Below are 19,291 nucleotides of genomic sequence, written 5' to 3' on the forward strand. Positions count from 1 at the left end.
CCGCTGCGGCTGTATCTTGCGCGGGGGTCTGCATTGTGATCTGGCTAAAACGCATTTTTCTCTGGCTGATGGGGCTGGTGTTCCTGCTGCTCATCGGCGTCAGCCTGCTGGGCTTTACCCATCAGGGCAACAAGTGGTTGTGGCAACAGGCCAAGGGAGCGCTGCCTTCCCTCAAGGGGGAGCTGGTGGCCGGTCAGCTTGGCTATGGCTGGACCCTGGAAGGGGCCGGCTGGCAGGATGAGCTGGTGGATGTCACTGTGGATCGCGCCGTGCTCGACTGGGATCTGGGCAAGTTGCTGCAGGGCAAGCTCTGGATAAAATCCCTGGCGGTGACCCATCCGGTGGTCAAGGTAGCCGACTCCGAACCTGCGCCGGAAGAGCCTTCCGAACCCTTTGTCTGGCGCCCGCTGCCACTCAAGATCCAGGTCGACAGCCTCAAGGTGGCCGATCTCGATCTGGTGGTGCCCGGCGTGGCAGTGACCCTGGGGTCCCTCGATATCGGCGCCACCCTCAACCGCAAGGGGCTGATTGTACGCGGCCCGGTGCTCGATAACCTGACGGTGACGCTGGATGACGCGGCACCCGCCAGCACAGCCAAATCTGCCAAACAGCCGGCCGCTAACGAGAAGCAAGCCGGAACTGCGGTGGCGCGCAACGACAAGGCCAGCGCCGAGACAGCCAAACAGGGTAAAGGGACGCCTGCTGCGAACACGGCAAAGGCTGCCCCCATTCTCCTGCCCGCCATTCATCTTCCTTTCCCCATCCAGCTGGAAGGGGTCAGCGCGACCCGGGTGCAATATAAGCAGGGCGAGCTGATCGAAGGGCTCGACAAGCTGCTGCTGTCGGCCACTGCTGCCGACGATCGCATCGAGGTGCGCGAGCTCTCGCTGCGCCACGCTATGGCTGACCTGGTGCTCAAGGGCCATATCCAGCTCAGTGACGACTACCCGCTGGCGGTGACCCTGGATGCCAAGGCCCGCAAGGGGCTGCTGGATGGCGAGCTGCAGGGTGAGCAGGCCATGCTGGCGCTGAGCGGTTCGGTCGGCAAGCTGGGGCTGGCGTTGTCTGCCAAGGGGCCGATTGCAGCCAATCTCAAGGGCTCGCTGGCCGCTCTCGACCCGGATCTGCCTTTTGATCTGGCCCTCGACTGGAAGAGCCTTGGCTGGCCTCTTCACAAGCCCGCCAAAGATGAGCCGAGCTATCGGCTGGACAAGGGGAGCCTGACCGCCAAGGGCAAGCTCTCCGGCTATCAGTTTGCCCTCAATACCTCCGGCAAGGGGACCTATGTCCCCCCCTTCAAGCTTGCGCTGGACGGGAAGGGGGATCTGGAGCGGCTCAGCAAGATCGCCTTGCTGCTCAATGCCCTCAAGGGGGAGCTGAAGCTCGATGGCAAGCTCGCCTGGAACAAGGGGATCGAGTGGCAGGGGACCACCCTGTTCAAGGGGATCAATCCGGCCGAGCTGCTGCCCGAGCTGAAAGGGACGCTGGCCGGTGAGCTGGAGAGCCGTTTCGTGATGAACGAAGCGGGCCACTGGGAGCTGAAACTGCCCAAGCTCAAGGTGGATGGCAAACTCAACCAGTACCCGCTGGCCCTCAAGGGGGAGCTTAGCGGCAACGACAAGATGGAGTGGCTGATCCCGGCGCTCTCGCTGCAAAGTGGCCCCAACCAGTTGCAGGCCAAGGGCAGTATCAGCAGCGCCCAGTGGAAGCTCGATGCCAACCTGCAGGCTCCCCAGCTGGGGGGCATCTATCCCGGCCTGAAAGGGGATATCAAGGGACAGGTGAAGGTCACTGGCAATCAGCAGACGCCAAAAATCGATGCGGATCTGGCCTCCGAGCGGCTCTACTATGCCGGCACCGACCTGAAGGGCATTAGTCTCAAGGGTAATGCGGTGATCGGCGCCAAACCGGCCGGTGAGCTCTCGTTGTTGGTGGCGCAGCTGAAACAGGGCGAAACCAAGCTCAGCCAGCTTGCCCTGAACCTCAGCGGCGATATCGGTCAGCATCTGTTGACCCTGACCATGAAGGGTGACCCTGTTGCGGCCAACCTCAAACTGGGTGGCGGCGTGCGCGGGGATCACTGGCGCGGGGCGCTCTCCGAGTTGCGGCTGAAAACCCCGCTGCGCCGTTGGGACTTGAGCTCCCCCTGGGCGCTGGATCTCGATCTGCCGCGTCAGCGGCTGGCGATGGGGGATCTCTGCCTCGGCTCCCAAGGGGCTAGCCTCTGCGTCAAGGGGAGTCAGGTCTCCGCTGCTCAGGGCACCCTGGAGTTTGCCCTGAGCGAGTTTGATCTCAAACGGCTACGCCCCTGGTTGCCGGACAACTTCCGCTGGCAAGCGATGCTCTCGGCCGATGGCCGCGCCAGCTGGCGTGGTAATCAGCCGACCCTGCATGCGGTGGTGCGCACCACGCCGGGCACTTTTGTGGCCGATGGCCTCAAGACCGACTATCAGCAGCTGGCTTTGGCCCTTGATTTCGAGCGGCAGCAGGCGGCCATTCGCCTCGATTTTGCCTCCAAACAGATCGGCAATATCGATACCGATCTGCTGATCAAGGAGCCCGCCGGTCGCGGTCTGCTCGGTGGTCAGCTCAAGTTTGACGATCTCAAGCTCAATACCTTTGCGCCGCTGATCCCTGAGGTGCGCTCCCTGCAAGGGATCATCTCCGCCGATGCCCGCTTCGACGGCACCCTGGCGGCTCCCCTGCTGTTTGGCCAGCTCAACCTGCGTGACGGTGAAGTGCAGACCCACTCCGACATGGTGACCCTGACCAAGCTGGTGACCCGCCTCAAGATCGAAGGTAACCGCGCCGAGCTCGATGGCTCCATGCTGGTGGGCAAGGGACCGCTTGCGTTGGGCGGCTGGCTCAGCTGGGCCAAGATGCCGGTCAGCGGCAGTCTCACCATCCAGGGCAAGGATCTGGAAGCGCAATATCCGGGCATGGGTCGGGTCAGAGTCTCGCCCGATATCGCGGTGTCGCTGGGTGAGGAGACCCGCATTACCGGTCAGGTGGATATTCCCTGGGCGCGCATTCTAGTCAAGAGCCTGCCGGATTCGGCGGTGGCGGTCTCCGACGATGTGACAGTAGTCTATGACGATCTGCCCCCGGCTCCCAAGCAGGCCAGCCTGCCGCTGGCGATGAAGGTGGCGATCTGCCTTGGCAACGATGTGAAGCTCGATGCCATGGGGCTGAAGACCGATGTCTCCGGTGGCCTCAATATCCGTCAGGATCCCGAGAAGCCGCTGGCTGGCAATGGTCAGCTGGTGCTGACCAACGGCCGCTTCAAGGCCTATGGTCAGAACCTCATCATCAAGGAGGGGCGGATCCTCTTCTCCGGTCCGCTGGATCGGCCGTTCCTCAACATCGAGGCCAACCGGGATCCCGATACCATAGAAGGTCAGGTGACGGTCGGGGTGCGGGTGACCGGCCCTGCCAGCAAGCCTGAAATCACGGTCTATTCAGAACCGCAGATGGCGCAGTCGGAACAGCTCTCCTATCTGCTGCGCGGCAAAGGGTTGCAGACCGGAGGTGAGGATGGCGGTTTCAACGGTCTGCTGGTGGCCGGTGCGGTGAGTCAGGCCAACGGCGTGGTGTCGAGTATCGGCGAGTCGCTCGGGATGAGCGATGTCTCCCTCGATACCGCGGGCAGTGGTGACAACACCCAGGTGACGCTGTCTGCATATCTGCTGCCGGGCCTGCAGTTCCAGTACGGGGTCGGGGTCTTCAGCCCCATCGCCGAGTTCAAGCTGCGCTACGAGGTATTGCCACGGCTCTATCTGCAGGCGATGAGCGGGGTGGCTCAGGCGGTCGATATCTTCTATCGCTTTACTCTGTAACGCTTCATCCCGTAACAGGGCTGATATGAATCTAAACGGGAGGCGCAGGCCTCCCGTTTTGTATTGCGCGATCGGCCGCGGGCAAGCCGTGATAAAGGTTGGCAGTGCAGAGGGAGAATGAATTGCGATGGGCCAAAAATGCGAAAACCCGGCGCCAAGCCGGGTTTTCTGAATGATGGTGGAGGGAGAAGGATTCGAACCTTCGAAGGCAGAGCCGTCAGATTTACAGTCTGATCCCTTTGGCCGCTCGGGAACCCCTCCACAAGTGCGAGGCGCATACTAACAGATCTTCCGGTTTTGTGAACCCCCAAACAGGATTTTTCCATTAAAAGAATTGGATTTGTGGCCGATAACCAGTGAAATCGCCATTTTCGAGAGTTATCTCATGCTGCCCAGTTCAATCCGTAATCACCTGCTCGTTGATGAGGGCCAGTTGGGGCAGCGCCTCAACCGTGACCTGCAGCATGGGGATCGGGCTGATTTCCGGTTGCATCTGGCCCTGCTGACCGATGCGGTGGAGGAGCAGCCCTGGTTTGATGCCAAACCGGCGGCCACTCCCCAGAGCCGTGACTGGCGTATGCACTTTGCGCTGAGACCGGCAGAGGTGCTGGTGGCTGAAGGGGCGGGGAGTGACTGCAGTGCCATCAATGAGCGGCTGCAGCAGGGGGGAAGCATGGTGGATGTGCGGCTCTGGCTGGCGCTGCAAACACCGCCGCTGGCGGTCAAACAGCCGCTGCTGGATGAGGCTGTCTACGACAACCTGTCGCCGCTGGCGCGGGAGCGGTTGCAAGGAAAGCTGGCCGATGTGCCGAGGCAGGAGGATCCGCTGGTATTGCTGCCGATCCTCGATCGTTTGCAAGAGGGGGTGGATACCCGGTTGCACTGGCTCAGTTGATGGCGCCTGTTCACTGGTGTAACGCGATGCTTGTCGGCAAATCACAGGCAACAAAAAGGCGGGTAACCCCGCCTTTATGCTCTTTAGAATTTTTAGCCTTGCGGCATGCAATCAAGCGTCAGCTTCATCTGGTTGCGGCTGCTCTTTGAGCGCGGCATTGGCACGACGGGCAATCGGCTTTTCGGTGTGACGGTTGAGTTGGCGCTCCAGTTTTTGCCCCAGTTCGTTGATGGCGGCGTAGAGATCCTCATGCTCTGCCTGGGCAAACAATTTGCCGTTGGGGATGCCAGCACTGGCTTCGACAGTGAACATCAGACGCTCTTTGGAAACAATCACATGGGGTGTGATGAGAGGCACCTGAAGACGTTCGAGCTTTTCAAAACGGGATTCGATGCGCTCGCGGATAGCCGGGGTGATGTCGATGATTTTGCTGGTAATTTCGATTTTCATATTGGCCCCCTTCGGGTCGACTTGCTTGTGTCTTCATCTTCAGATTACTCATTGGTAAAGATTGGAATGTGATCTATGTCACATAACCTTCCCTTGGCTATTCAGCAACTTATAAATTGTGATCTTTTCCGGTTTCGTGCCAAAAACAGCTTGAGCTCCATGAAACTGGCAGGCAGTATGACGGGAATAGGATCGTTTCTGTCCCTTCTTGGCAGCACTTCGTGTCGACCTCATGTCCGGTTTCCACTGCTTGATATCGCATGTTTGTACTCTTCCCTCGCAACCTCTGATCTGATGAGCGGATGCTGGGGGCGTTGCTATGCCTGATTGGACATCAAACGTGGTTGGTTGTTGTGTTGGAGTGGTAAATGAAGCAGCAGGCCACGCAAGTCATGTGGTTTTTCGATCGGCAACATGATCAGTGGAGTCTCTCTGATCAGGGGGCCTACCAGCAGTGGCAAGGGGAGGGCAATCATCCCTGGGCCGCTCGCCTGTTACCGGAAGATGAGGCAGGCTTTGCCGACTTTCTTGTCCGGCTTCATGAATCACATCTGCCTGAACAGTTCATCGGTCATCTGAAAGATGATCAGGGGCAGCTCAACCATGTGCTCTGGAGCGGTCAGTTTGTGCCTACCCAGCAGATCTGCTGTGGCTGGCTGGCCCCTCTTGATACCGCCAACAGTGCGGTCTCCTCTCTCAACCTCTCTTTGCCGTTGCTGCAAACCACCCTGCTCACCCAGTTGGCGCAGGCGCTCTCTGCCCGCACCGGGCTCGATTTCTTCAATACCCTGGTCAGCCAGCTGGCTCATATTCTCAAGGTGGATGCGGTCTGGGTGGGGGAGTTGTGCGGTGCCGACCGGGTCAAAGTGCTGGCTGCCGATGGGTTGTCGCTTAAAGACTACCCGCTGGCGGGCTCCCCCTGTCAGGAGCTCTATAAGCAGGGGGCCATCTGTTTCGAGGTGATCGACGAGTCGCAGGAGTATCAACCCTGGCTGGCGGCCGGGCAGACTTATTATGGTCAGCCGCTGTTTGATGCCAGGGGCCAACTTCTGGGCCATCTGGCGCTGCTCTATTCGGCCCCGGCAGATACCAGTAACCTCACCTCGGTGCTCAATACCTTCTCGGTACGGATGGTGGCCGAGCTGGAGCGTCTGCAATCCGATGCCCAGATGCGGCTCTCTGCCGTTGCATTCGAGACCCACGAAGGGATCATCATCACGGATCCGGGGTTCAAGATCCTGCGGGTCAACAACGCCTTCAGCCAGATCACCGGCTTTGACAGCCAGTCGGTGCTGGGCCTGCATCTGGAAGAGGATCTCTGGCCCAATCTGGGGGGGCTCGGCTACGAGCTCAATACCCTCAGCCGCTGGCAGGGGGAGACCCAGCGTCGCCATGTCGATGGTCACACCTATCCCCAGTGGGAGATAGTGACACCGGTGCAGGATGAAAAAGGGGTGATCAGCCACTTTGTCATCTGCTTCGAGGATATCTCCGAGCGCAAGGCTGCCGAGCGACGCATTCAGGATCTCGCCTATTACGACGAGCTGACCGGATTGCCCAATCGCCGTCAGCTCCACGAGACTCTGGTGCAGACCTTCAACGAGGCGACCCGCGACGGTCTGATTGGCGCGCTGCTCTTTATCGATCTCGACCACTTCAAGACCATCAACGACTCCCTCGGCCATGCCACCGGTGACTGGCTGCTCAAGGAGGTCGCCGCCCGTCTCAAACGGTTGGTGCGGCAAGGAGATTGCCTGGCCCGTCTCGGCGGTGACGAGTTTGTGTTGCTGCTGCCATCGCTCTCGGCCAGCCCGCCCCAGGCGGAGATGCAGGCTGATATCATTGCCGAACGGCTTATCACGGAGATTGCCGCTCCTTATACCTATGTGGGGCAGGTGCTGCACATCGGCGCCAGCGTTGGCATTACCCTGTTTCCGGATCGGGAGCAGGGGGTTGATGATCTGCTCAAGCAGGCGGATACCGCCATGTATCAGGCCAAGTCCGCTGGCCGCAAGACCCGTCGCTTCTTCGATGCCTCGATGCAGCAGCAGGCGGATCGCCGTTTGCTCATTCACAACGAATTGCGCAACGCCCTCAGCCAGCAAGAGCTGACCCTCTACTATCAGCCCCAGCATATGGTCGATGGCGGCGATATCATTGGTGTCGAGGCGCTGATCCGCTGGCAGCCAGCCGGTCGCTCGCTGGTCTCGCCGGCCGAATTTATCCCCATCGCCGAGGAGACGGACCTGATTGTCGATATCGGCAACTGGGTGCTGCACGAGGCGTGCGCCCAGTATGTGCTGTGGGAGGAAAACGGCATCCACATTCCGCAGATCTCGGTCAACGTCAGTGCCAAGCAGTTCCATGCCACCGATTTTGTCGAGCGGATCCACGATGTGTTGGCGCAAACCGGCATGGATCCGGCCTGCCTCAATCTGGAGATCACCGAGTCCGTGGTGCTGGGTCATGCCGAGGACACCATCAGCAAGATGACCGAGCTCAAGGAGCTCGGCATCAGCTTTGCCATCGACGATTTTGGCGCCGGTTACTCCTCCCTGAGCTACCTCAAGCGGCTGCCTGCCGATGAGCTCAAGATCGACCGCTCCTTCATTCAGGACATCCCGAAAGATGGCGACAACATGGCCATCGTCGAGGCGGTGATCGCCATGGCGCGCCATATGGGGTTCAACGTCACGGCGGAAGGGGTGGAATCCCGCCAGCAACTGGAGTTTCTCAAGGCGCAGGGGTGCAGTTTCTATCAGGGCTATCTCGCCTCCAAGCCGCTGCCGGTGCCCTATCTGGAGAAATATGTACAGCGGCTGACCAGACCTGAGCAACTGCGCGAAATGCAGCTGAGCGAGGCAGAAAAATAGTCCCTGCTCCCCGCTGTAGCGCTGCCCGACAACGGGTAGAATGAGAGGCAGTAGACCCACCGCCACCGGGCGGTGTATTGCCCTCAATGGAGATGTTCAGTGAAAGCTGTATGGGGAATTGTTTTGTCGGCTCTGTTTGTGCCGACCCTGATGGCGCAGACTGCCGACCAGACGCTCTACCGTCAGGCGTATGACGCCGTACGGGCCAATGATCAGGCCCGTTTCCAGCAAATTCGTGCCCAGTTGACCCATTACCCCCTGCTCCCTTACCTCGATTACTATCAGCTCGCCTTTCGTCCGGGGGCGGCGGATTACAACGATGTGACCCGCTTTATCCGCCAGCATGGAGATACCCCCCAGTCCAACCGGCTGGAGCGCAGCTATCTGACCTATCTGGCCCAGAGCCAGCAGTGGTCGCAGTTCCTGCGCTTCTATCCGGCCAAGCCGAGCTCCACCGATCTGCTCTGCATGCACTATCAGGCGCTCTATTACACCGGCAAGCCGAAAGAAGCGTTGCAGGGGGCGGGCAAGATCTGGATGAGCGGTCAATCGCGCCCCGATGCCTGCTCCCCGCTATTTCAGCTGTGGCAGGCATCCGGTCAGCGAACTCAGGAGAAGATCTGGCAGCGGATGACGCTGGCGTTCGAGGCGGAAAACCCCAATCTGATCCGCCACCTTGGCGCGACCCTGGGTAGCGGCTTGCAGAGCTATGGCGATCAGATGGTGACCCTGTTCGAGCAGCCAGCCAAGGCGATGAACCCGGCCTATTTCAGCAGCAATCCCTATTCCCGCAAGCTGCTCTCCCTCGGTTTGACCCGCTATGCCAATCAGGAGCCGGAGTCGGTGCTGCGCCAGCTTGCGCTGTTTCGCAGCCGTTTCGGCCTGACCCAAGCCGAGGTGAAACCGGTAGAGCGTGCCATTGCCCGCCGCCTGCTGCTGGATCGCTCCATGGCCCAGCGCAGCTGGGTCGACAGCACGGTGAAAAAGCTGGCGGATCCCGACATTACCGAGCTGCGGGCGCGACTGGCCATCTGGGAGCAGGATTGGCGTGGCCTCTCCGGCTGGGTGAAGATGATGCCGATGGCCCGTCAGAAAGAGGATCGCTGGCGCTACTGGATGGCGCGCTCCCTTGAGGTGCAGGGGCAGCAAAAACCGGCGCGGGATCTCTATCTGGAGACTGCCAACCTGCGTGGTTTCTACGGTTTCATGGCGGCCCAGCGCACCGGTGTGCCCTATCGTATCAAGAACCAGAGCGTCAAGCATGTACCGGACTGGCGGACGGCCAGCCAGCGCTGGCCCTTCCTGTTGCGGGTGCGCGAGCTATTGTCGATGAACGAGATTGCAGCGGCCCGCTCGGAGTGGATCCACAACATGGATCGCAATCCGGTGACCCAGCGCATCGAGTTTGGTCATATCGCCCTCAATCAGGGCTGGCACGAGCTGGCCATTCTCGCCAGCATTCGCGCCGAGGCGTGGGATGCCCTCGACCTGCGCTTCCCGCTGCCGCTCAAGCGCACCTTCTCCCAGATGGCGCAAGAGCGCACCATGAACACCAGTTTGCTCTATGCCATCTCCCGTCAGGAGAGTGCCCTCTATCCGCTGGCCCAGTCGCCGGTGGGCGCGCGCGGTCTGATGCAGCTGATGCCTGCTACTGCCAAAGAGACTGCAGGCAAGCTGGGGGTGCCCTATCGCAACGAGCAACAACTGTTTGATCCGACGATGAATATTCGTCTGGGAAGCGCCTATCTCAAGCGCTTGCTGGATGTATATGACGGCAACCGGATCCTGGCGGCGGCCGCCTACAACGCCGGGCCGGGACGGGTAAAACGCTGGCGAGAGCAGAGTGACAACAAGCCGATGGACGTGTGGGTCGAGAGCATCCCCTACAAGGAGACCCGCAACTACGTGCAAAACGTGTTGTCGTTCGATCTTATCTATCAGCACAAGCTGCAGCAGCCGCTGCGCTTTATGTCAGAGCGGGAGCTCAATCACGCCTATTGAGTCGGGGGCCGCCAGCCGGCCCCTGTTTTCAAATTTCCCTGCTGCCGGGTATCATCGGGTAAGGTTTTGTTACCAAAGGAAACATGCCTGGTGACCTGGCTCCGGGAATTGCATCAGGCCGCAGGGTATACTCGGGCGTCGGCACCGACAGGTTCCCCCACAATAAAGGAATGGATAGTGGCAACGATTAAAGACGTTTCTCAGCTGGCAAATGTGTCTATCTCCACCGTGTCGCGGGTTATCAACAACACGGCACAGGTAGCACCGGAAAAGCGTGAGGCCGTACTGGCGGCCATGAAGGAACTGAATTTTCGACCCAACAGTTTTGCCCAGGCACTGGTCAGCAAGCGTTCCAACTGCATTGGCGTGCTGGTTGGCGACCTCTGCGGCGGCCCCTTCTTTGCCCAGATGATGCGTGGCATCGAAACCATGGTCGATCAGGCCAACAAGTTCACCATCGTCATGTCTGGCAACCACGATATCGCGCGCGAGCGTCACGCCATTCAGGCGCTGCTGCAGCGCCAGTGCGATGCGCTGATCCTCCACAGCAAGGCGCTTCCGGACGAGGAGCTGAGCGAGCTGGCGGCAGGCTCTACCCCCATCGTTTTCATCAACCGTCAGGTGCCGGGCGCCGAAGATCGCTGCGTCTGGCTCGATAACCAGGCGGGGATCACCACCGCGTGCCAGCACTTGTTGGATGCCGGTCATCGCAACATCGCCTTTATCACCTCTGATGATGAAGAGTTTGTCGATGGTCAGCAGCGGATGGCCGGTTACACCCAAACTCTGGCGAGAGCCGGGATCGCCTTTGATCCTGCACTCGTTAGCCGCGCCTATGCCGACGAAAATGGCGGCTATGTGGCGATGAGTGAACTGCTGGCCCGTGGTGTCGGGTTCACTGCCGTGCTCGGTTTCAACGACGGTATGGTGGCGGGGGCGATCTCTTGCCTGCTGGAGCGGGGTTACAAGATCCCGCAGCAGGTATCGGTGGTGGGGTTCGACGATATCCCCTACGCCCGCTACATCTATCCCAAGCTCACCACGGTTCGCTACCCCATCGAGGAGATGGGCAGCCGCGCTGCCGAGCTGGCGCTGCGCTTGCTCGATCACAAGCCGGTAGACGGTTTGGCGCTCAAGTTTGAAGCCCAGCTGGTGGAGCGTGAGTCAGTCGCCTGATGTGCGGCGAGAGGTTCAGAGCAATATGGCCCCGTCGGGGCCATATCTTTATCTACCACAGGCGAGTTCCGGTTTACCCCGCTAGGGCAATGCGCTGCTGGCGGCGCGCTTCCACCCCTTCGGCAAGGGTATCGAGCACTACCCGCGTCTGCTCCCAGCTGATGCAGCCATCGGTGACCGACTGGCCGTAGCGCAGCGGTTTGTTGCCGATATCCTGACGCCCTTCGCAGATAAAACTTTCCACCATGATGGCGGCGATGGCATGGCTACCTGCACCCAGCTGGTTGGCAATGTCACGGGCAACCAGCAGCTGGCGGGCATGCTGCTTCTGGCTGTTGCCGTGGCTGCAATCGATCATCAGCCGGGGTGACAGATGCTGTTGGCGCAGCAAGTCTCCAGCCTCTGCCACATGACAGCTCTGATAGTTGGGCTGCCGGCCACCGCGCAGGATCAGGTGGCAGTCGGGGTTGCCATGGCTGCGCACCAGTGCCAGCTGGCCATCACCGGAAGGCTGGGTATAGAGGTGGGCTGCCCGGCTGGCGAGGATCGCCTCTACCGCGATCCGGATATTGCCATCGGTACCGTTTTTAAAACCGATGGGGCAGGGAAGGGCCGAGGCCAGTTGGCGGTGGAGCTGGGATTCGGTGGTGCGGGCGCCGATGGCACCCCAGCTGATGAGATCCCCCAGATAGAGCATGCTGGTGAGATCGAGAAATTCGGTGGCACAGGCGAGCCCTTCCTGTCCAAGCGCCAACAGTAACTCCCGGGCCTGGGTTAGTCCCTTTTCCAGTTGATCGCTGCCATCAAGGTCGGGATCGAAGATAAATCCTTTCCAGCCGAGCGTCGTGCGCGGCTTTTCGAAATAGGTGCGCATTACCAGTTGCAGCTGCTCCCCGTATTGGCCCTGCAGTTCAGCGAGCCGGCCACCATAGTCGCGGGCGGCTGCCGGATCGTGAATGGAGCAGGGGCCGATCACCAGCAGCAGGCGATCATCCTCTCCCTGCAGAATATGGCGGGCTTGCTGGCGGCTGCGAGCGATCTGGCGAGCGAGCCGTGCCGGACAGGGTCTGGCCTTTAACATCTCGTCAGGGGTGGGCAGGGTGGCAAGGGGTGAAGCATTCAGAAGTGAGGTGAACATGAGCGATCCTGATGACAAATGGAAATCTGCATGCTCTTTGCTGTCCAGTGGGGATCTTCCCCTTATTCTCTTGGTTAACAGAGCGCGGGCATGGGCCCGCGCTCTGTTATATCGGCCTTGGCTACCTTAGAAGCGGGCTGAGCCGCTGACGTAGTAGCTGCGACCCGGTTCGACGTTCTGGAAGACGGTGTCTTTCTCTTGCAGGCGCACGTCGGTCAGGTTGTTGATCCCCAGTCGCAGGTCAAAGTTCTCGGTGACCTTGAAGCCGGTGCCGAGATCGAAGGTCTGATAGCTGGGCAGCTTGTGCAGTACGACAACCTTGTTGACGGTCTGCTCGGCAAACTGGGTGCCGGTGTAGGTGGTGCCGACAAAGGCATTGACCCGCTCGGTGGCCTGCCAGGTGATCTTGGCGTTGGCCTTGTGCTCCGGGCGCTCGGGCAGAGCCTGACCCTGATCGCCTTCCGCCTTGAGATAGGTGTAGTTGGCGCCAAGGTTGATATTGTCGGTCAGATCGAGCTTGCCGGTCAGCTCCAACCCCTTGGTGGTGGCTTTCTCCAGGTTGTACCAGGTGCGGTCAGTGGAGTTCGGCAGCTGTTTGAAGGTGAGCATGTCGTCGATGTCGGAGTAGAAGAGGGTGGCGCTGGTTTCCCAGATCCCTTCTCCTGCGATGACACCCAGCTCGTAGTTGGTGCTGGTTTCCGGCTTGACCTTGTCGCTGCCATAGATGCGGCAGCTGCCGCCGCAGCTCTCGATGCTGTAACCGTTGGAGTACTGGTGTGGTGCCGGTGCCTTGAAGGCCTGGCTGACACCGCCTTTCACTGTCACCACATCGTTCATCTCATAGACCAGATAGCCGCGCGGGGTGAAGTGGCTGCCGTAGATCTCGTGGTGATCGTAACGGCCGCCCAAGGTGAAGGTCAGGCTGTCGGTCAGGCCAATTTCATCCTGGGCGAACAGCGCCTCCTGAGAGTGACTCTCCTTGCCGCCGATATCCTTGTAGCTCACCGCATCCACCAGCTCCCGATCCAGATATTCACCACCCAGGGTCAGGTAGTGGTTGGCCAGCGCCAGGTTGGTATAGCCCTTGAGGGTCAAGGTGTTCTCTTCCAGCTCCCGCTGCTGCGGGGCAGAGTAGCTGGTATTGAAATCATCGATTTGGGAGCTTTCATAGTTGGCCATGACGGTGGTGTCACCCCAGCTCCAGTTCCCCTTGTGGGTCAGCCCAAACAGGTTGCGATCGTTTTGCTGCTGGCGGCTGTGCACCTTGTTGCCGGTTTTGCGGAAGATATCGAGAGGCCGCTCATCCTGGTTGTAGAGGTAATCCAGCTCGAAGCGCTGCTGCTCATCCACCAGCCAGCTCAGGGTGGAGGCGAAGTTGCGGGTCTGTTTGGCTTCGATAAGGGGGATGCCGTCAGCAGCTTCGGTGGGGGTCCAGGCTTGACGGTCATACACCTCGCCGTTCATCCGGATCAGCAGGTTATCGGTCAGCGGGCCGGTAAAGCCCAGGTTGGTTCTGTGCTGATCGCCGCCATCCTTGCCCTCGATGGCCTTGAAGTCGGCATCGGCCGCCCCTTGCCAGGTTTTGCCCGGCTGCTTGGTGATGATGTTGATGACACCACCGATGGCATCGGAGCCGTAAAGTGCTGACATGGGACCACGGATCACCTCGACCCGCTGGATCATGCCAAGGGGCACGGGAGTATTGTCGAAGTTGCCGCCGCGCCACAGGGCATTGGAGGAGGAGAGGCGTTTGCCATCCACCAGTACCAGGGTGTACTTGCCGGACATGCCGCGAATGCCGATATCGCTGCGGCCATTGGTGTCAGCTTCAGCCTGAATGCCCACTTCGTGGCGCAGCAGGTCTGCAAGGTCATTGACCGGCGCGGCGGCGATCTGTTCGGCCGTGATGACCGAGATGGAGGCCGGTGCCGAGCGGGTATTGTGCGCCGTGGTGGTGACGGTGATCACCTCGTCGGCTTGAGGCGCGTTGCTGGCGGCGATGGCTTGCTGGGTCAGCAGAGTGACGATGGTGGTAGCCAGCAGGCTGGGAGCAATAAAACGGGAGGTTGAGGATTTCATTATCTACATCTTCCATAACATTCAAATGATAAGCGTTATCATTATCAAGTTGAATTTGCTCCGATCGCAACTCTTTTTTATCGGCGAAGTTCAGTTTCGTTCGTCACCTTCTTTTGACTAAAAAGAAGTTAATGAAATTGATTCTCATTTGTATTGATCGCTTTGTCGCTCCTTGTTAGGATGCCGTTCACCCTGATATCTGGTGAGTCAAATGACTCACTTTAAGTCCTGTCAGGCAGTGATTTATTCCAAGGAGTAGCACCGTCATGTGTGACCATGCACTGGAAGGAGAGTGGCCCGCCACAGCGGTCGGGTTGGATAAAGTGTGCTGTTTTGCCAGCGGTGACAGGGTTCTGGTCGCCTCCGGTATTCACGACAGTTTTACCGGCATCCCGCCGGAGAAGCTGCTCGCCCATCTGCGTCAGTTGCGCCAGCAGGGGATGGTCAATCCCATCGCCATCGGCGCCATTCCGTTTGATACCCAATCCCCCTGGCATCTGGTGATCCCGGCGCAATCGCAGTGGGTCGCAAGGGATGCGCTGTTGCCCGCCCGCTGTTGCCAGCTTCGTGGCGAGGTGAGTGAAGTGACCGGCTCTGCCCACTATCAGGGGGCTGTGCGGGCAGCGCTGCAGCAGTTCAGTGAGGGCCAGCTTGAGAAAGTGGTGTTGTCGCGCGCCATCGACGTGCGGAGCGCAGAGCAGACCTCCCCCGCACACGCCTTTGGCTCTCTGCTGGCCCAGAATCCGGGCGCCTATGTGTTCCAGATCCCGCTGCCTGAGGGAGAGACCCTGCTTGGCGCCAGCCCCGAGCTGCTGGTATCGCGCAGCGAGATGGCGGTGGTGAGCAATCCACTGGCGGGCTCCCGTCCGCGCCACACGTTTTCCGATCAACAGGCAGCTAGTGCCGAACTGCTGGGGGCCCAGAAGGATCGCTATGAACATGCGCTGGTGGCCGATGCAGTCGCTGCGGCCCTCTCTCCCTTCTGCCGCGAGCTGGATGTTCCCCCGGAGCCGCAGGTGATCGCCACTCCTACCATGTGGCACCTCTCGACCCGTATCGCCGGGCGGCTCCATGAACCCTCTCCCGTGCTGGCACTGGCGTTGGCGCTGCACCCGACACCGGCGGTATGCGGCACGCCGCTCTCGGCTGCGCGTCAGGCCATCTCCCGGCTTGAGGGGTACGAACGCCGCTTCTACTGCGGCGCCGTCGGCTGGATGGATGCCGACGGCAATGGCGAGTGGGTGGTTACCATCCGCTGTGGCGTGCTGGCCGGCAGGCAACTGCGGCTCTATGCCGGCGCCGGGGTGGTGGTGGGCTCTTCGCCGGAAGCGGAGTGGCAGGAGACCGCCGCCAAGCTCGGCACCATGCTGCGGGCGTTTGGCCTCGAAAGCCGGGAGCCGGAGGTAACCGCATGAAGCCGCTGGTGCCCTTTACCCCCTGGCCCGCCGAGCTGGCAGCCCACTACCGGGCACAAGGGTGGTGGCGCGGACAACCGCTCACCGCCCTGCTCGATGACTCTGCCGAACGTTATCCCGAGCGCACGGCCCTGATCTGCGGCGAGCGAACCCTCAGTTATGGCCAGTTAAAGCGTGAGGTCGATGCGCTGGCGGCGCGGCTGGCCGCGCGCGGGCTGGGCCATGGCGATACCGCGCTGGTGCAGTTGCCCAACTGCGCCGAGTTCTATATCTGCTGGTTTGCCCTGATCCGCTGCGGCGTGGTGGCGGTGCATGCCCTCTACAGTCATCAGCGGCGCGAGCTGGTGGCCTTTGCCCGCCAGATTGAGCCCGCCTTGCTGGTACTCAGCCCCTCCCATCCCGGCTTTGCCGGTGAAGCGGGGAGCCTCGTGGCCCTTGATGAGCTGGTATCGCCTTCCTGCCAGACACTGCTGTTCGAGCAGGCTGAAGGCTCCGATCTTCAGTCAGGATTTGCATGGTGTCAGCCTGACCCGATAGCCCGTGCTGATGGTTCGCCGCTGACGGCTATCGCGCCAACTCCTACCCCGGCCGATCAAGTCGCTTTTTTCCAGCTCTCCGGCGGCAGCACCGGCACCCCCAAACTGATCCCCCGTACCCACGATGACTATGGCTACAGCGTGCGCCAGAGCGTAGCGGTGTGCGGTTGGGATGAGCGGGTGATCTATCTCTGCGCCCTGCCAGCGCCCCACAACTTTCCCCTGAGTTCCCCCGGGGCACTCGGGGTGTTTTATGCCGGTGGCTGCGTGGTGCTGGCAAAGGATCCTTCCGCCGCAACCTGTCTGCCGCTGGTGCAACGCCATCAGGTCAACTGGGCGGCGCTGGTGCCACCGGCTCTGGCGCTCTGGCTGGAGGCGGCCAGCCACTATCCGCAGACCTCTCTGGAGTGTGTGCAGGTGGGCGGTGCGCGCCTCAGCCCGGCTCATGCCGATGCGGTAGCGAGCCGCCTTGGTTGCCGCTTGCAGCAGGTCTTCGGCATGGCCGAGGGGTTGGTCAACTACACCCGCATCGAGGATGACCAGTGGCACATCGTCAATACCCAGGGCCGTCCGATGAGCCCGGGCGACGAGGTGGAAGTGAGGGATAGCGACGGGCGCCCCTTGCCCGATGGTGAGTGCGGCGAGCTCTGGACGCGTGGCCCCTACACCTTTCGCGGCTACTTCAAGGCTGATGCCCACAATCAGCGTGCCTTCGATCGGGACGGTTTCTACTGCACCGGCGATCTGGTCTGCCGCTTGCCCGGCGGCCATCTGATGGTGGTGGGGCGCAACAAGGATCAGATCAACCGGGGTGGGGAGAAGATCGACGCCCTCGAAATTGAAGAGCTGTTGCTGACCCACCCGGAGGTACGGCAGGCGGCGCTGATCGCCATGCCCGATCCCATGCTCGGGGAGCGCAGCTGCGCCTTTCTGATGTGCCGCGAGCCCCTCAATCTGCCCCGCTTGCGCCGTTTCCTGCGCGAGCAGGGGGTAGCCGATTACAAACTGCCCGATCGCCTGGTGCTGGTGGAGCAACTGCCCCACACCCCGGTCGGCAAGATAGACAAACAGACGCTGCGCAAGCAGCTCGCCAAGGAGTGTGCATGACCATTCAATCCCTCGCCGCCTATCCGCTGCCCACCGCCGAGGAGCTGCCCACCGGGCGGGTGAACTGGCCCTTCGAACCGGGCCGCGCCGCCTTGCTGGTCCACGATATGCAGCACTATTTCGTCGACTTCTACGGGCCGGGCAATCCGCTGATCAATCAGGTCATCGACCATATCGCTGCCCTGATCCGTCAGGCGCGTATTCTTGGCATGCCGGTGGTCTATACCGCCCAGCCCGCCGAGCAGAGTCAGGCTGATCGGGCGCTGCTCAACGACATGTGGGGGCCGGGGTTGACCCGCTCGCCCGAGCGTCAACCCATCGTTCCGGCGCTGGCCCCCGAGCCGCAGGATACGGTGCTGACCAAGTGGCGCTACAGCGCTTTTTGCCGTTCACCGCTGGCCGAGCTGATGGCCGAATGGGGGCGAGATCAGCTGGTGATCTGCGGCATCTACGGCCATATCGGGGTGATGCAGACGGCGGTCGATGCCTTTATGCGCGATATTCGCCCCTTCCTGGTGGCAGATGCCATCGCCGACTTCTCCCGCGAGGATCACCTGCTGGCGCTCTCCTACGTCAGCCGCAATGCCGGTCGGGTGATTACCGTGGCCGAGGTGATGGCGGCCAGCAAACGCCCCCTGACTCGCGAGTCGCTGCGTGCTCAGGTGTTGGCGCGGCTGCCCGCCGAGATGCAGCAGGAGCAGCCCACCGAGGATGACAATCTGCTCGACTACGGCCTCGACTCGCTGGCGGTGATGGGGCTGGTGGAAGAGTGGCGTCAGCAGGGGCTGGTGGTGGAGCTGGCCGAGCTGGCCCGCACGCCGACCCTGGCTCACTGGTGGGCGCTCCTCTCCCGTCAGCTTAATGTCAGTCAGGCCAATGTTAGTCAGGCAACTGCTCATCAAGTCAACGAAGAGCACGTCAGCGAACCGGAGTGCACCCCATGAGCGAGTGGCAAGGCAGAACCGTCTGGGTAACCGGTGCGGCGCAGGGAATTGGCCATGCGGTGGCGCGCACCTTTGCCGAGGCGGGGGCCAGCGTGGTGGCGCTCGATCTGCAACTGGCCGAGGCGCTGCCCGGCAACGTGAAGGGAGTGGTGATCGATGTCAGCGACAGCGAGGCCGTGACCCGCTGCTGCGAGCAGCTGCTGGACGAGGGGCTGGGGCCCGATGTGCTGGTCAATGTCGCTGGCGTACTGGCGACCGGCAGGCTCGATGAGGTGGATGACGCCCTCTTGCAGCGCACCTTCGCCATCAACACCTTCGCCCCCTTCTACCTGATGCGGGCCCTGACCCCCTGGTTTCAGGGACGGCGCAGGGGCGCCATCGTCAATGTCTCCTCCAATGCCGGTCGGGTGCCGCGAGTGGGGATGGGCATCTATGGCGCCTCCAAGGCGGCGCTGACCAGTCTCACCCAAACGGCAGGGCTGGAACTCGCCCCCTATGGGGTGCGCTGCAATCTGGTGTCACCGGGCTCGACCCGTACCCCGATGCTGTACGGCATGTGGCAGGAGGGGGAACAGCGCGAAGGGGAGATACGTACCATCGCGGGCCTGCCCGGGCAGTTCAAGCTGGGGATCCCCCTTGGCAAACTTGGGACCCCCGACGAGGTGGCTGCCTGCGTGCTGTTTCTCGCTTCCGATGCCGCCAGCCATATCACCCTGCAGGATCTGGTGGTCGATGGCGGTGCCACCCTGGGGGGCTAGCCCACGTGCTGCCGATCTGGCAGGCGTGACACTCTCTTTATGGAGGAGGCCTTTCCTCCTCGCTTTTCAGCCATGCGGGCAGG

General features: G+C 61.1%; 12 protein-coding genes and 1 tRNA gene. 9 read left to right on the forward strand and 4 right to left on the reverse strand.

Going from position 1 to position 19,291, the window contains the following annotated elements; translation table 11 throughout:
- Window positions 1-35: 35 nt before the first annotated feature.
- Window positions 36-3,836 carry an autotransporter assembly complex protein TamB gene (gene tamB / locus OKB77_RS03480; protein WP_201951585.1) on the forward strand — a complete coding sequence of 1,267 codons (3,801 nt, stop codon included), beginning with the start codon at window positions 36-38 and terminating at the stop codon, window positions 3,834-3,836.
- Between the two features lie 176 nt (window positions 3,837-4,012).
- Here tamB and OKB77_RS03485 read toward each other — a convergent pair.
- Window positions 4,013-4,097 (reverse strand) — tRNA-Tyr (locus OKB77_RS03485).
- Window positions 4,098-4,221: 124 nt separating this feature from the next.
- On the opposite strand from OKB77_RS03485, the gene OKB77_RS03490 reads away from it, so the two are divergent.
- Complete coding sequence (locus OKB77_RS03490; RefSeq protein WP_201951582.1) at window positions 4,222-4,731, forward strand: VC2046/SO_2500 family protein; 510 nt, start codon at window positions 4,222-4,224, stop codon at window positions 4,729-4,731.
- A 111-nt stretch (window positions 4,732-4,842) separates the two neighbouring features.
- Here the strand turns inward: OKB77_RS03490 and hpf are convergent, their stop codons facing one another.
- The gene (hpf, locus tag OKB77_RS03495; RefSeq protein ID WP_005334257.1) at window positions 4,843-5,181 is read right to left on the reverse strand and encodes a ribosome hibernation-promoting factor, HPF/YfiA family; all 339 of its coding nucleotides are present in this window, start codon (window positions 5,179-5,181) and stop codon (window positions 4,843-4,845) included.
- Window positions 5,182-5,549: 368 nt separating this feature from the next.
- Between hpf and OKB77_RS03500 the strand changes: the two genes are divergently transcribed.
- The 3 genes from OKB77_RS03500 to OKB77_RS03510 all read left to right on the forward strand — a co-directional run bounded on the left by OKB77_RS03500 (window position 5,550) and on the right by OKB77_RS03510 (window position 11,231).
- A complete protein-coding gene (locus OKB77_RS03500) occupies window positions 5,550-8,054 on the forward strand; it encodes a putative bifunctional diguanylate cyclase/phosphodiesterase (protein WP_199415888.1) in 2,505 nt (834 codons plus the stop codon).
- Between the two features lie 99 nt (window positions 8,055-8,153).
- Window positions 8,154-10,055, forward strand: a complete 1,902-nt coding sequence (locus tag OKB77_RS03505; RefSeq protein ID WP_201951575.1) for a transglycosylase SLT domain-containing protein — start codon at window positions 8,154-8,156, stop codon at window positions 10,053-10,055.
- A gap of 177 nt (window positions 10,056-10,232) precedes the next feature.
- Entirely contained in the window at window positions 10,233-11,231 is a 999-nt protein-coding gene (locus OKB77_RS03510) for a LacI family DNA-binding transcriptional regulator (RefSeq protein WP_058056023.1), read from the forward strand.
- A gap of 73 nt (window positions 11,232-11,304) precedes the next feature.
- Here the strand turns inward: OKB77_RS03510 and OKB77_RS03515 are convergent, their stop codons facing one another.
- Both OKB77_RS03515 and OKB77_RS03520 read right to left on the reverse strand, forming a co-directional pair.
- Window positions 11,305-12,369 carry a 3-deoxy-7-phosphoheptulonate synthase gene (locus OKB77_RS03515; RefSeq protein ID WP_058056024.1) on the reverse strand — a complete coding sequence of 355 codons (1,065 nt, stop codon included), beginning with the start codon at window positions 12,367-12,369 and terminating at the stop codon, window positions 11,305-11,307.
- Between the two features lie 126 nt (window positions 12,370-12,495).
- Window positions 12,496-14,448, reverse strand: a complete 1,953-nt coding sequence (locus OKB77_RS03520; RefSeq protein ID WP_150388806.1) for a TonB-dependent receptor domain-containing protein — start codon at window positions 14,446-14,448, stop codon at window positions 12,496-12,498.
- 266 nt (window positions 14,449-14,714) lie between these two features.
- Between OKB77_RS03520 and OKB77_RS03525 the strand changes: the two genes are divergently transcribed.
- Genes OKB77_RS03525 through dhbA form a run of 4 tightly spaced genes read left to right on the forward strand, consistent with a single transcriptional unit; the run spans window position 14,715 to window position 19,208 of the window.
- The gene (locus tag OKB77_RS03525; protein WP_270816928.1) at window positions 14,715-15,863 is read left to right on the forward strand and encodes an isochorismate synthase; all 1,149 of its coding nucleotides are present in this window, start codon (window positions 14,715-14,717) and stop codon (window positions 15,861-15,863) included.
- On the forward strand, window positions 15,860-17,506 hold the full coding sequence (locus tag OKB77_RS03530; protein ID WP_201951569.1) for a (2,3-dihydroxybenzoyl)adenylate synthase: 1,647 nt from the start codon (window positions 15,860-15,862) through the stop codon (window positions 17,504-17,506). The genes OKB77_RS03525 and OKB77_RS03530 overlap by 4 nt, the downstream gene beginning before the upstream one ends.
- Window positions 17,503-18,450, forward strand: coding sequence for an isochorismatase family protein (locus OKB77_RS03535; RefSeq protein WP_201951565.1), 948 nt, complete (start codon window positions 17,503-17,505; stop codon window positions 18,448-18,450). The genes OKB77_RS03530 and OKB77_RS03535 overlap by 4 nt, the downstream gene beginning before the upstream one ends.
- Window positions 18,447-19,208 carry a 2,3-dihydro-2,3-dihydroxybenzoate dehydrogenase gene (gene dhbA / locus OKB77_RS03540; RefSeq protein WP_201951563.1) on the forward strand — a complete coding sequence of 254 codons (762 nt, stop codon included), beginning with the start codon at window positions 18,447-18,449 and terminating at the stop codon, window positions 19,206-19,208. The genes OKB77_RS03535 and dhbA overlap by 4 nt, the downstream gene beginning before the upstream one ends.
- Window positions 19,209-19,291 lie beyond the last annotated feature (83 nt).

Origin of the sequence: Aeromonas sp. Y318-3 (assembly GCF_027706185.1) — a bacterium.
Lineage (GTDB): Bacteria > Pseudomonadota > Gammaproteobacteria > Enterobacterales > Aeromonadaceae > Aeromonas > Aeromonas veronii.

Coding starts and splice junctions, on each gene's coding strand:
- OKB77_RS03490 (WP_201951582.1), top strand. CDS start 4,222: ATGCTGCCCAGTTCAATCCGTAATCACCTGCTCGTTGATGAGGGCCAG.
- hpf (WP_005334257.1), bottom strand. CDS start 5,181: ATGAAAATCGAAATTACCAGCAAAATCATCGACATCACCCCGGCTATC.
- OKB77_RS03500 (WP_199415888.1), top strand. CDS start 5,550: ATGAAGCAGCAGGCCACGCAAGTCATGTGGTTTTTCGATCGGCAACAT.
- OKB77_RS03515 (WP_058056024.1), bottom strand. CDS start 12,369: ATGTTCACCTCACTTCTGAATGCTTCACCCCTTGCCACCCTGCCCACC.
- OKB77_RS03520 (WP_150388806.1), bottom strand. CDS start 14,448: ATGAAATCCTCAACCTCCCGTTTTATTGCTCCCAGCCTGCTGGCTACC.
- OKB77_RS03525 (WP_270816928.1), top strand. CDS start 14,715: ATGTGTGACCATGCACTGGAAGGAGAGTGGCCCGCCACAGCGGTCGGG.
- OKB77_RS03530 (WP_201951569.1), top strand. CDS start 15,860: ATGAAGCCGCTGGTGCCCTTTACCCCCTGGCCCGCCGAGCTGGCAGCC.
- OKB77_RS03535 (WP_201951565.1), top strand. CDS start 17,503: ATGACCATTCAATCCCTCGCCGCCTATCCGCTGCCCACCGCCGAGGAG.
- dhbA (WP_201951563.1), top strand. CDS start 18,447: ATGAGCGAGTGGCAAGGCAGAACCGTCTGGGTAACCGGTGCGGCGCAG.